Source organism: Salegentibacter sp. BLCTC, from assembly GCF_015143665.1.
Lineage (GTDB): Bacteria > Bacteroidota > Bacteroidia > Flavobacteriales > Flavobacteriaceae > Salegentibacter > Salegentibacter maritimus.
Map to the genome: position 1 here is coordinate 269,794 of NZ_WYEW01000004.1, position 13,146 is coordinate 282,939.

Annotated in this window: 8 protein-coding genes; all 8 read right to left on the reverse strand. The window is 38.3% G+C overall.

What is annotated here, in order from left to right; genetic code table 11:
* Positions 1 to 81: 81 nt before the first annotated feature.
* The 8 genes from GUB10_RS07430 to purL all read right to left on the reverse strand — a co-directional run bounded on the left by GUB10_RS07430 (position 82) and on the right by purL (position 13,128).
* Positions 82 to 1,896, reverse strand: coding sequence for an acyl-CoA dehydrogenase family protein (locus GUB10_RS07430; protein ID WP_193710806.1), 1,815 nt, complete (start codon positions 1,894 to 1,896; stop codon positions 82 to 84).
* Positions 1,897 to 1,998: 102 nt separating this feature from the next.
* Positions 1,999 to 2,319 carry a four helix bundle protein gene (locus tag GUB10_RS07435; RefSeq protein WP_193710807.1) on the reverse strand — a complete coding sequence of 107 codons (321 nt, stop codon included), beginning with the start codon at positions 2,317 to 2,319 and terminating at the stop codon, positions 1,999 to 2,001.
* 44 nt (positions 2,320 to 2,363) lie between these two features.
* Positions 2,364 to 3,557 carry an acetyl-CoA C-acyltransferase gene (locus GUB10_RS07440; protein WP_193710808.1) on the reverse strand — a complete coding sequence of 398 codons (1,194 nt, stop codon included), beginning with the start codon at positions 3,555 to 3,557 and terminating at the stop codon, positions 2,364 to 2,366.
* 40 nt (positions 3,558 to 3,597) lie between these two features.
* Positions 3,598 to 3,951 carry a four helix bundle protein gene (locus GUB10_RS07445; RefSeq protein WP_193710809.1) on the reverse strand — a complete coding sequence of 118 codons (354 nt, stop codon included), beginning with the start codon at positions 3,949 to 3,951 and terminating at the stop codon, positions 3,598 to 3,600.
* Positions 3,952 to 4,002: 51 nt separating this feature from the next.
* On the reverse strand, positions 4,003 to 6,411 hold the full coding sequence (locus GUB10_RS07450) for a 3-hydroxyacyl-CoA dehydrogenase/enoyl-CoA hydratase family protein (protein ID WP_193710810.1): 2,409 nt from the start codon (positions 6,409 to 6,411) through the stop codon (positions 4,003 to 4,005).
* An 80-nt stretch (positions 6,412 to 6,491) separates the two neighbouring features.
* Positions 6,492 to 6,944: a MarR family winged helix-turn-helix transcriptional regulator gene (locus GUB10_RS07455; protein ID WP_193710811.1), complete on the reverse strand. Its 453-nt coding sequence runs from the start codon at positions 6,942 to 6,944 to the stop codon at positions 6,492 to 6,494.
* Between the two features lie 323 nt (positions 6,945 to 7,267).
* Positions 7,268 to 9,049: a long-chain fatty acid--CoA ligase gene (locus GUB10_RS07460; RefSeq protein WP_193710812.1), complete on the reverse strand. Its 1,782-nt coding sequence runs from the start codon at positions 9,047 to 9,049 to the stop codon at positions 7,268 to 7,270.
* Positions 9,050 to 9,462: 413 nt separating this feature from the next.
* On the reverse strand, positions 9,463 to 13,128 hold the full coding sequence (gene purL / locus GUB10_RS07465) for a phosphoribosylformylglycinamidine synthase (RefSeq protein WP_193710813.1): 3,666 nt from the start codon (positions 13,126 to 13,128) through the stop codon (positions 9,463 to 9,465).
* Between the last annotated feature and the right edge of the window lie 18 nt (positions 13,129 to 13,146).

The following is a 13,146-nucleotide window of genomic DNA, read 5'->3' on the forward strand; positions in this document are numbered from 1 at the left end:
AATGGATTATTTTTAAAATTAAGCAATAAAAAAAAGACCGTCTAAATTTGACGGTCTTTTAAAATAGATTTATCAGAATTTTTAGAAACAATATTTATTTTCTGAAGTAAGTTTTTCAGCAATAGTATTTCTTAATTCTACAACATTTGGCATTCGGTCGTACTTGGTGAAACGTTTAAGTCCCATGAGCATCATACGTTGCTCGTCTCCTTCAGCAAAAGATGCAATTCCCTCTTTGGCTTTTTGATTAACCGTATCTACAGCGTGGTATAGATACAATTTCGCCATGGCAATTTCTTCTTTTTGTGCCTCTTCGCCAAAACGCTTTGCATTTTTTTCGGCTCTTAAAATACCAGATTCGGCCATATAAGCTTCAATAAGTATATCTGAAGCAGCAAGAAGCAATTGTTGGTGCTCTTCTAAATCCTGACCAAATTTTTGAACTGCACTACCGGCTACCATCAGAAAAACTTTTTTCAGTTTTTTGATCATATCTTTTTCCTCGGCGAATAACTCATTATAATCTGGCTTATCCATAGAAGGTATAACTGTAAGTTCTTCGCCCACCGCCTGCGCTGGTCCTAAAAGATCTACATGGCCTTTCATTGCTTTTTTAATAAGCATACCAACAGCCAACATTCTATTAATCTCATTGGTGCCTTCATAAATTCGGGCAATTCTGGCGTCTCTCCAGGCAGATTCCATAGGGGTGTCGGCAGAGAATCCCATACCTCCCAATACCTGAATACCTTCATCACTACAATTTTGAATATCCTCAGAACAAGCAACCTTTAAAATGGAACATTCTATGGCATACTCTTCAAAAGTCTTTAATTCAGCATCGGCATGAGACTGGCCATCCTGTAAGCGAAGGTTTATTCTATCTTCAATGTTTTTTGCAGCCCGGTAACAAGCAGCTTCCCCAACATAAGCTGAGGTAGCCATTTCGGCAAGCTTAGATTTTATAGCACCAAACTTTGCAATAGGTGTTTTAAATTGTACCCGGTCGTTAGCATATTTAACGGCTTCTTCGGTTACTCTTCGCTGTGCTTCTAAAGATGCGGCAGCCAACTTAATTCGGCCTACGTTAAGGGCATTCATCGCAATTTTAAACCCGTTCCCTCGTTCCGAAAGCATATTTTCAGCCGGAACTACGGTATCATTAAAGAACACCTGTCGGGTAGATGAAGCGTGGATTCCCAATTTCTTTTCTTCTTCCCCAAAGGTGATTCCGTTAGGGTTCTCCTTGTCATACTCTACGATAAAGCCCGTAATATTTTTATCGTCCTTAATACGGGCAAAAACAATAAAAACGCTTGCGAATCCTGCATTAGAGATCCACATCTTTTGGCCGTTTATTTTATAGCTTTTTCCGTCTTCGGTAAGCTCGGCTTTGGTTTTTCCCGAATTGGCATCACTTCCGGCCCCCGGTTCGGTTAAACAGTAGGCACCAAACCATTCGCCTGTAGCTAATTTGGGAACGTATTTTTTGCGTTGCTCTTCATTTCCATATAGTAGAATTGGTAGCGTTCCAATGCCGGTATGGGCTCCAAACGCAGTTGCTATAGATCCTGTTGCTCCCGAAATATAATCGCAAACAAGCATTGTTGAAACGAAGCCCATGCCAAGGCCTTCATATTCCTCGGGTACAGCAACTCCTAAAAAGCCCAGTTCCCCCGCTTTTTGCATTACTTCTTCAGTAAGGGCGTAGTTCTTTTTCTCAAATTCTTCTTTTTTCGGCCAGATCTCCCGATCTACAAATTCCTTTACCGAATCACGCATCATTTTTTGCTCCTCTGTAAAATCTTCGGGCGTAAATATATCTTCTGCTTTGGTTTCCTTTACAAGGAATTGACCACCGCGGAGAAACTCATTTTTATTTTCTGTTGTTTCCATTATTTTGATGTTATTTTTAATTTTTCTTGGAATTAAGTATCCGAATACAGGAGTCAGGATTCAAGACTTGTCTAATCCGTCTATAAATCGTGAAATCATTTTTTATATTTCCTGAATTTTCAATTCACATTCCTTAAATCTTTCTTCTGAAATATATTTTTCTGAATAAGCAATTATTAATTGGGTTTCCCACTCAAAAGCTGAACCGAGACTATTTTCAAGGTATTGTATAAAATGTCTATTAGTTCTTTTACTCGTTCCTTCAGCAATATTAGAAGGAATAGAAACCGCACATCTAATTAATTGAGACACAAGATTAAATTTTTCAAAATCGGGAAAATTTCTAACTATTTTATAAGTTTCTTTAGTAAGAAACATTCCTTCTTTCCAAATTTTCAATCTTTTGAAATTATGTCTTTGCATCTCTTTAGTATTAAGTCTTGTCTCTTGAGTCTTAGTTCTTGCTTCTAGCTAAGAAACTCATAAACTCCCGCAGCTCCCTGTCCTGTTCCTACACACATGGTTACCATGGCATATTTGTCTTTTAGGTTGCGTTTTCGCATTTCATCAAAGATTTGTACCGAAAGTTTTGCTCCTGTACAACCCAATGGATGTCCCATAGAAATAGCGCCTCCATTAGGATTTAAAGTTTCAGGGTTTAAGCCTAATTCTCGAATTACAGCCAGAGATTGCGAGGCAAAGGCCTCGTTAAGTTCAATAAGCTGCATGTCGTCCTGTTTTAACCCCGCTTGTTTTAAAGCTTTTGGAATGGCGTGAACAGGACCAATTCCCATAATTCTGGGATCCACACCTACCGGGGCATAACTTACTAATCTGGCGATAGGCTCAAGATTGAATTCTTTTACTATTTCTTCACTCATTACCATTACAAAGGCAGCACCATCGCTCATTTGTGAAGAGTTACCCGCAGTTACGCTTCCACCTTCGGCAAAAACAGGTCTTAGTTTTCCTAAAACTTCTTTGGAAGTATCGGCACGTGGCCCTTCGTCTTTATTAACCGTATAGGTTTTGGTTTGCTTTTTACCATCTTTGCCTACAAATGTTTCTTCTACGTCAATAGGTACAATTTGATCTTGAAAACGATCTTCTTTTTGTGCTTTTAATGCTTTTTGATGAGAATTAAACGCAAATTCATCCTGGTCTTCACGGGAAACCTTATATTTCTCGGCCACTGCTTCTGCGGTTAGTCCCATTCCCCAGTAATAATCTTCGTTTCCTTCTTTGGCTACCTTGTAATTAGGAACCGGTTTATATCCTCCCATAGGAATGTAACTCATGCTTTCTGCCCCCCCTGCAATAATACAATCGGCCATACCACTTTGAATCTTGGCCGAGGCAATAGCGATTGTTTCCAGTCCCGATGCACAGTAACGATTAACCGTCATCCCGGGAACTTTCTCGGTTTCCAGTCCCATAAGAGAAATTAAACGCCCTACATTTAAACCCTGTTCTGCTTCGGGCATTGCGTTTCCAACAATTACATCGTCAATTCTGGTTTTATCAAAATCGGGTAATTGTTTCATCATGTATGCAATGGTTTCTGCAGCCAAATCATCGGGCCGTTTAAACCTGAATACTCCGCGAGGGGCTTTCCCTACGGCTGTTCTATATGCTTTTACTATGTATGCTGTCTTCTTCATTTCTTAGTATTTAGATGTTAGTATTGAGTATTGAGACAACTCAAACAGCTAACGATTTTATTAAAGCGTAATTCATTTTTTGAACCTCAATTACTTCAGATAAAATTGGAGCAACTTTTTCTTCGTCCACCAAATTCAATCTATAAGAAAGTAACAGTTGAGTATAAAGTTCGTAAGAAGAGCCGCTCGCAATTCCAAGGAAATTTTTAAATTCTCCCTTAGTATTTCTGCCGGCTCCTTCTGCTATATTCGAGGGAACTGACACAGCACTTCTTCTTATTTGACTTGTTAAACCGAATTTTTCCTCAGCTGGAAAATTAGCAGAGAGCTGATAAGTTTTTTTAGCAATATCCATTGCTTTAATCCAAACTTTTAAATCATTTAAATTGTGCATATTCTAAACTTTTAAGTTTTTCACTCACTACTCTATACTAAATACTCCATACTAGTTACGAAGCGGCTTCCCTTTCTTCAACATATGCTGAAGTCTCTCAAGGGTTTTGCGTTCACCGGTTAGGGATAGGAAAGCTTCTCTTTCCAGGTCTAACAAGTATTGTTCACTTACCATTTGTGGTTCAGATAAATCTCCACCGGCCATAACATAAGCCAGTTTGTTTGCAATCTTTTTATCGTGGTCACTAATATATTTACCTGCATTCATTTGGTCGGTTCCTACCAGGAAAGCACCTAAAGCCTGTTTTCCAAGTACTTTTATATCGGTACGGCGAATTGGCCTGGTATACCCATTTTCAGCCATTAATAAAGCGTGTTGTTTAGCAATGCTTAGTTGGCGCTCGGGATTAACAACTACAATATCTTTTCCTTTTTGAAGAATATTTAAATCGTATGCTTCGTAGGCCGAGGTAGAAACTTTTGCCATTCCAATGGTTAAGAAATGCTCTCTTAACCGGTTTAATTCCACATCATCTTTTTCAAAAGTATCTGCGGCCCGAAGTGTCATTTCTTTAGAGCCCCCACCGCCGGGAATAACGCCAACTCCAAATTCTACAAGGCCAATATAAGTTTCGGCTGCTGCCACTACCTTATCGGCGTGTAGTGAAAGTTCACATCCGCCACCCAGGGTCATGGAATGTGGGGCGGCTACCGTAGGAATAGAAGAGTAGCGCATACGCATCATCGTATCCTGGAAATATTTTATAGCCATATTAAGCTCTTCATACTCCTGTTCTACGGCCATCATAAAGATCATCCCAATATTTGCACCTACCGAAAAGTTTTTACCATTATTGGCTACTACCAATCCCTGATAATCTTTTTCTGCCATATCTATGGCTTTATTAAGCCCATCGAGAACATCACCACCAATGGCATTCATCTTACTGCGGAACTCTACATTAAGGATTCCATCACCAAGATCTTCAACTACAACTCCGCTATTGCTGAAAACCTCTTTAGACTCACGAATATTATCTAAAATGATAAACGAATCCTGTCCCGGAATCTTAACGTGATCTTTTTTATTAATGTCGTAATAATAAGTGTTTCCATCTTTAACGGTGTAAAAAGAGTCTTTACCGCTCTCTATCATCTCATGTACCCAAGCCGCGGGTTCTTTACCTTCGGCTTTCATGATTTCAACACCTTTTTTAACACCCAGGGCATCCCACATTTGGAAAGGACCGTGCTCCCAACCAAATCCGGCTTTTACACCATCGTCAATTTTATAAAGTTCGTTCGAGATTTCCGGAATTCTGTTAGAAACATAGGCGAAAAGTGCAGCGAAATTCTTGCGGTAAAATTCACCGGCTTTACCCTTGTCACCTACTAAAACCTCGTAGCGGTCTTCCAGTTTATCTATTGTCTTGGTTTGCTCCAGTACACTAAATTTCGCGCTTTTTCTATCGCGATATTCCATTTTATCCAGGTCTAACGATTTAATTTCGCTAGAACCATCTTCTTTCTTTATCTTTTTATAAAACCCGGTATTATTGGTTTTACTACCCAGCCATTTATTATCCATCATGGTCTGTATAAAATCCGGTAAGGCAAAAAGATCGTGTGCCTCATCGTCTGGAACACCTTTATGAAGTCCGTTGGCCACATGCACCAGGGTATCTAAACCAACCACATCTACCGTACGGAAGGTGGCAGATTTCTGGCGACCAATAACGGGACCGGTAAGTTTATCTACCTCTTCTATTGTCATATCCATATCTTTCACCATATGGAAAAGACTCATTATGCTAAAAATACCTATCCTGTTTCCTATAAATGCCGGAGTGTCTTTGGCAACAACCGATTTCTTACCAAGGTATTTTTCGCCATATTCGTTTAAGAAATCTAAAACCTCCTGCTTGGTATCTGGCCCAGGAATAATCTCAAATAACCTTAAGTATCTTGGAGGATTAAAGAAGTGTGTTCCACAAAAATGTTGCTTAAAGTCTTCACTTCTGCCTTCATTCATTTGCTGAATAGGAATTCCCGAAGTATTAGAGGTAATAAGTGTACCTTTTTTACGGTGTTTTTCCAGCTTTTCAAACACTTGTTGCTTTATATCCAGTCTTTCCACAACTACCTCTATAATCCAATCGGCTTCGGAAACTCTGGAAATATCGTCTTCCATATTTCCGGTTTCTATACGATTTGCAAAATCTTTATGATAAATAGGGGAGGGCTTAGACTTTAAAGAAGCTTGTAAAGAATCGTTTACCAATCTGTTTCTAACTTGCTTATCTTCTAGAGTAAGTCCTTTTTTCTTTTCTTTCTCATTGAGTTCTCTTGGGACGATGTCCAACAAAAGAACTTCTACGCCAATATTGGCGAAGTGGCAGGCAATACCGCTCCCCATAATTCCGGAGCCTATTACTGCTACTTTATTAATTCTTCTCTTCATAATTATAATCTGGTTTTAACTATAAGGTTTTCGTTATTAAATAAAAACTACAGGTTTTTAAACTGTAGAATTACTTGTTTTTAGTTTACTTTAATTTCTTTCTGGTAAATTTTCTTTTCTGAAATAAGGTTCAGAATTGTGTTGGCTACTTTAATAAAGGTTTTTAAATCTTCTTCTGAAACGTTTTCCTTTACAGCCTCATCAAAACGCAAAACTACTTTTTTGGAGTACTCTCGCATTTCCTGACCAAAATCGGTTAAATATATAAGCACACTTCTGCCATCTTTTGGGTTTTTCTTACGGAGGATCAATTTTTTCTCTTCCATTGTTTTCAATATTCTAGATAAGCTTGTAGCTTCCATTCCCATTTTTGGGCCAAGGGAAGTAGATGGCGTCCCGTTTTCAGGATCTATACTTAACAGAGCAAAACCGGTAGACATAGTGCTTCCGGCTTTACCGGCTTCTTCATTGTACATTTTAGATACCGCCATCCAGGTAGCTCGTAAAACATAGTCTATTGTTTTTTCCTTCATTCTTAAGTGTTGATATTCAAAGTTAATAAAATATATTATGCACGCATAATAAAAATAACATAAATAATTATGTTAATGAAAGTTATGAGGTAATTGATACTTAAATTCTTTGTAAACTGTCTATAAATAAAGATTATTTTCCTCAATAGTATTGCTAAGGCATGCTTTAGTTATTCGATAATCAATATTTAATGCTCAGAGGCCAGCCTCGAAATAAAAAATCTTTTCATTTAATGCCTCGTTGGCTAGCCATTAGGTAATTTACCAATTAAATTTAAAGGAATTGTATAAAAAAACCCTTCGGAGAGAAGGGTTTAACATTATTATATAGATTGGTAAATTTTATCGTATAATTTTTTGTAACGGTCTTTAATATTTCTTCTCTTTAATTTCATAGTAGGGGTAAGGTGGCCTTCTTCAATTCCCCAAACTTCTCCTGTGAGTTCTATCACTTTTATACGTTCCCATTTACCGAACCTTTCATTGTAAAAATCTATTTCCTCCTGAATACGGGTTTTAACCTGTTCGTTTTCGGCGATTGTCTTTTCAGAGGCATCGCCAAGGTCTATATTTTTTCGTTTTGCCCACTCCTTTATAAACTCGAAGTTTGGCTGAATGAATGCAGCAGGCATTTTTTCTCCATCTCCAATAACCATAATTTGCTCTATAAATCGAGATTGTTTCATGGTATTTTCAATAAGCTGGGGTGCAACATATTTTCCGCCCGAAGTTTTAAACATTTCTTTTTTACGATCGGTAATTTTAAGAAAGCCTTCGTCATCAATTTCCCCAATATCGCCGGTATGAAAAAAATTATCTTCAGTTAAGACCTCTTTACTTTTTTCAGGCTCCTTATAATAGCCTTTCATCACGTTGGGACCTTTACATAAAATTTCTCCATCTTCAGCAATTTTTACGGTTACATTATCTATAGGTTTTCCAACAGTTCCAATTTTAAAACCTCTATTTCTTTGGTCATTCACCGCAATAACCGGAGAAGTTTCGGTTAGGCCGTAGCCTTCCATTACCGGAATTTCTGCAGCGGCAAAAACACGAGCAAGTCTGGGTTGAAGAGCCGCCGAACCAGATACTATTAATTCAATATTTCCCCCCAAACCTTCTTTCCATTTAGAAAAAATTAATTTTCGGGCTAGCTTAAGCCGGGTTTCGTACCACCATCCGTTAGCACCGTAAGGTTCATATTCTAAACCTAATTCTACCGCCCAGAAAAACAATTTTTGTTTAATTCCGCCCAGAGTAGAGCCTTTGGCAATTATTTTATCGTAAACCTTTTCTAAAAGCCTGGGTACAGCTGTAATTACATGTGGTTTTACTTCTTTAAGGTTATCGCTAATTTTATCTATAGACTCTGCAAAGTGAATAGAAACCGAATAGTATTGATATAAATATAATATCATACGCTCAAATACGTGGCAAACCGGTAAAAAGCTAAGCGCAACATAGGTGCCCCTTTCAAAAGGAACACGCTGCGAGCTATCCAATACATTGCTTACAAGGTTTTTATGTGAAAGCATAACGCCTTTTGGTCTTCCCGTAGTTCCCGAAGTATAGATTAAAGTAGCGATATCATCTGGCTTTACCGCTTTTTTTAGTTGTTCTACCTCATCCTGGTTGCTTTTGTCCTCTCCAAGATCCAGTACTTCTTTCCAGTTTTTAGTACCTTCTATTTCATCAAAACTATAAACCTCTTTTAGTTTTGTATTCTGTTTTATGGAATTAAGTTTTTCTAAAACTTCTGAGTCTGAAACAAAACAAAATACCGCTTCACTGTGGTCTAATACATATTGATAGTCTTCTTCAGAAATTGTAGGATATACAGGTACCGTTTGCGCTCCTGTTTGTAACACCCCAATATCCATAACATTCCATTCCGTTCGGTTGCTGGTAGATATTATAGCAATTTTATCGTTTGGTTTAATCCCAAGACGCAATAACCCGCGACTTATAGCATTGGCTTTATCAATATATTCCTGGGTAGAAAGAGCCTCCCAGGTACCATTATATTTAGTGACCAGGGCCTTTTCTAAAGCATGTGTTTCCAGTTGAAAATAAGGGAAATCAAATAGTCTTGTTGGTTTATTCATGTTGGGTGTGGAATTATTATATACCTTGCAAAATAGCAAATTTGCGCTCTATTTCAAATTGAAAAATTAAAATATAACCAGATTTTTTAATAAGAATATAAAATCTTAATAAATGAGATTGGAAAAGTTTAAAGAATGATCGGTAATATGAAATTGATAATCAACCGGTTAATTTATAAAGAAAAGAAGCTGTCTGAAAAGATTTTAAAAACGTCATCTTGAATTTATTTCAAAGCCTGCCCCGATTCTTTATCGGGGATCTAACGTGTTAGTAATTAAAAACATGTTAGAAGCTGAAACAAGTTCAGATTGACGAGAATAGACTTTTCAGACAGCCTCTTTTAAAAAGTTTACTCGATAATCGAGATTTCAAATAAAAAGATTTTCTGTAAACAAGGTCTTCTGTTAAAATTTTATTTCTCTTCTAACCACTTCCTTGCATTTACAAAGGCTTCTAACCATGGACTTACTTCATCTCCTTTTCTATCTTTTGGATAATAAGCCCAGTTCCATGGAAAAGTAGAACGCTCCAGGTGTGGCATCATCACCAGGTGTCTCCCCGAATCGTCGGTTAACATGGCGGTGTTGTAGTTAGAGCCATTAGGGTTGGCTGGGTATGCATCATAGCCGTATTCTCCAACAATATTATAATGCTCTTTTTTATAAGGAAAACTAAACTTTCCTTCTCCATGCGCTGCCCATATACCAAGTTTACTACCGGCCAGGCTGGAAAGCATCACCGACTTGTTTTCCTTTATTTCTACCGAAGTAAAGTTACACTCAAATTTATGCGAGGCGTTATGAAGCATTTTGGGTTTTTCTTCGTCCCCCGGATTTATTAAGCCTAATTCTATAAAAAGTTGGCAACCATTACAAACTCCCAGAGAGAGCGTATCTTCTCTACTAAAGAAGTTGTCGAGGGCTGTTTTTGCTTTTTCATTATATAAAAAGGCACCGGCCCAACCTTTGGCACTTCCTAAAACATCAGAGTTAGAGAAACCACCAACGGCAGCAATAAACTTAATATCTTCAAGTGTTTCCCTGCCCGAAATCAAATCGGTCATATGTACATCCTTTACATCAAAACCTGCAAGGTGCATTGCGCGTGCCATTTCACGTTCAGAATTTGATCCTTTTTCACGAATAATCGCAGCCTTTATCTTTTTACCGGTACCTTCGGTAGAGGCTATACGACCTGTAAAATGCTCTGGAAATTTAAATTCCAGCGGCTGATTTTTATAATTGTTAAAGCGCTCTGTTGCTTTGTCTAAGCCACTTTGTTTTTGATCTAAAAGAAAGGAGGTTTTATACCATGTGTCTCTTAATTCACTAATATTAAAACTGAAATTTTCTGTATTGTTTTTAATGTTAAGTGTATTTGTTTCGGTTACACTTCCAATTTTAAAGAACTCAATTTTATTATCACTTAATACTTTTTCAGCTGTTTCGTCTTTTGCCTGGAATAGAATTCCGCAGTTTTCATTAAAGAGCAATTTAACACTGTCTTCCTCATTTAATGCCGAAAGATCTATATTGGCACCCAGGTTATTATCGGCAAAACACATTTCCAGGAGGCTGGTAATTAATCCTCCTGAAGCCACATCGTGACCGGCAAGAATTAAATCCTGTTTGATCAATCCCTGTATATTATAAAATGCATCTGCAAACTTTTTATCGTCTTTTATTGTAGGTACTTCTTTTCCAACTTTGTTCAAAATTTGCGCAAAAGAAGAGCCGCCAAGTTTAAAGCTGTCTTGTGATAAATTGATGTAGTAGATGTCGCCTCCATTTTTTTGCAACACCGGTTCAACCACTCTGGTAATATCGTCACAATGCCCGGCAGCAGAAATAATAACGGTTCCGGGTGAAAGTACTTCGCTATCTTTATAACGCTGTTTCATGGAAAGGGAATCTTTTCCGGTAGGAACATTTATTCCAAGGGAAATCGCAAAATCTGAAACTCCCTGTACCGCCTCATATAGTCTGGCATCTTCACCTTCATTATTACAGGGCCACATCCAGTTGGCTGAAAGTGAGATAGATTTTAGGCCTTTTTCTAATGGGGCCCAAACAATATTGGAAAGTGCCTCGCCTATCGAATTTTTAGAACCCGCAACCGGGTCTACCAATGCAGAAACAGGAGAGTGACCAATAGAGGTGGCCACCCCTTCTTTTCCATTATAATCTAATGCCATTACACCGCAATTATTTAACGGAAGTTGTAGAGGGCCAGCGGTTTGCTGTTTGGCTACACGACCTGTTACACAACGGTCTACTTTATTGGTTAGCCAGTCTTTACTTGCCACAGCTTCTAATTGAAGTACCTGGTTTAAATAGTCTTTAATATGATTTGAAGAATAAACTACATCTTCATAAACCCTTGTTACCGACTTGTCTTCCATGATGGTCTTTGGTGAACTTCCAAACATATCGGAAAGTTCCAAATCCATAGGTTTTTGTTTAGATTCTGAACCTTCAAAAGTAAACCTGTAATCGCCGGTTACATTACCCACCTGGTAAATAGGAGAGCGTTCGCGTTCAGAAACCCGGCGCAGTATTTCATAATCTTTACCGCCAATAACCAATCCCATTCGTTCCTGAGATTCGTTTCCTATAATTTCTTTTGCCGAAAGGGTAGGATCACCAACCGGTAATTTATCCAGGTCTATTTTTCCGCCGGTTTCTTCAACCAATTCACTAAGGCAGTTTAAATGGCCGCCGGCACCATGATCGTGAATAGAAACAATAGGATTTTCTTCACTTTCAACCATTCCGCGCACCGCATTAGAAGCACGTTTTTGCATTTCGGGGTTGGCTCTCTGAATGGCATTTAATTCAATACCGCTTCCAAAAGCTCCTGTATCTGCCGAAGAAACTGCGGCACCGCCCATTCCAATTCGGTAATTTTCACCACCAAGAATCACTATTTTATCGTCTTTTTTTGGAACATCTTTTTGTGCCTGGTTGGCTTTGCCGTACCCAATTCCACCGGCCAGCATAATTACTTTATCATAGCCTAAATTTCTTTGGTGTTCTGTATGTTCAAAAGTAAGTACCGAACCAGATATTAAAGGTTGCCCAAACTTGTTCCCGAAATCTGAAGCCCCGTTAGAGGCTTTTATCAAAATATCCATTGGGGTTTGGTATAACCAATCCCGTTCTTTCATACCATTTTCCCATTTTCGGTCTTTTTCAAGTCTGGAGTAAGAAGTCATATAAACCGCAGTCCCGGCTAGTGGCAAAGAGCCTTTTCCACCTGCCAGTCTATCCCGTATCTCCCCACCACTTCCGGTGGCAGCTCCGTTAAAGGGCTCTACTGTAGTTGGGAAATTATGGGTTTCGGCTTTAAGGGAAATCACCGAATCAAAATCTTTATTTTCATAAAACTCCGGTACATCGGGAAGTTTTGGAGCAAACTGTTGTACTCGTGGCCCATTAATAAAGGCTACATTATCTTTATATGCCGAAACAATTTCGTTGGGATTCTCTTCAGAAGTTTTACGTATTAGTTTAAAAAGCGAACTTGGTTTTTCTTCTCCATCAATCACAAAAGTGCCGTTAAAGATCTTATGGCGGCAATGTTCAGAATTAACCTGTGAAAACCCAAATACTTCAGAATCTGTAAGTTTTCTGCCTAATTTTTCAGACAATCCCTGCAAATAAGCAACCTCATCAGTACTTAGGGCCAGGCCTTCCTGCTGGTTATAAGCTTCAATGTCATCAATTTCCATGATTGGCTCAGGATTGATATGAATATCAAAAATATCCTGGTCCAGACCTTCATATTTCTGTGAGATCATAGGATCAAAATCGTGGTAATTCTTATCTATTCGCAAGAACTCTTCTATCCTAATAATACCATGGATTCCCATATTTTCGGTAATTTCAACCGCATTGGTACTCCAGGGGGTGATCATGGCTGCCCGGGGACCAACAAAAAAATCTGCAAGCGCAGATTTATTGATTTGTTGTGTATTTCCAAATAGCCAATTTAATTTCGTGATGTCTTGAGCCGTAAGGTTGGTATGCGTTTCTACTGCATAAACCTTAGTAGTTTGGTCTCCAAAGAAAAGGATCATTCTATGTTGTTTTGTGTT

Bases quoted from the DNA above. Each gene is read 5' to 3' on its own strand.
- GUB10_RS07430 (WP_193710806.1), bottom strand. From the start codon at position 1,896: ATGGAAACAACAGAAAATAAAAATGAGTTTCTCCGCGGTGGTCAATTC.
- GUB10_RS07435 (WP_193710807.1), bottom strand. From the start codon at position 2,319: ATGCAAAGACATAATTTCAAAAGATTGAAAATTTGGAAAGAAGGAATG.
- GUB10_RS07440 (WP_193710808.1), bottom strand. From the start codon at position 3,557: ATGAAGAAGACAGCATACATAGTAAAAGCATATAGAACAGCCGTAGGG.
- GUB10_RS07445 (WP_193710809.1), bottom strand. From the start codon at position 3,951: ATGCACAATTTAAATGATTTAAAAGTTTGGATTAAAGCAATGGATATT.
- GUB10_RS07450 (WP_193710810.1), bottom strand. From the start codon at position 6,411: ATGAAGAGAAGAATTAATAAAGTAGCAGTAATAGGCTCCGGAATTATG.
- GUB10_RS07455 (WP_193710811.1), bottom strand. From the start codon at position 6,944: ATGAAGGAAAAAACAATAGACTATGTTTTACGAGCTACCTGGATGGCG.
- GUB10_RS07460 (WP_193710812.1), bottom strand. From the start codon at position 9,049: ATGAATAAACCAACAAGACTATTTGATTTCCCTTATTTTCAACTGGAA.
- purL (WP_193710813.1), bottom strand. From the start codon at position 13,128: ATGATCCTTTTCTTTGGAGACCAAACTACTAAGGTTTATGCAGTAGAA.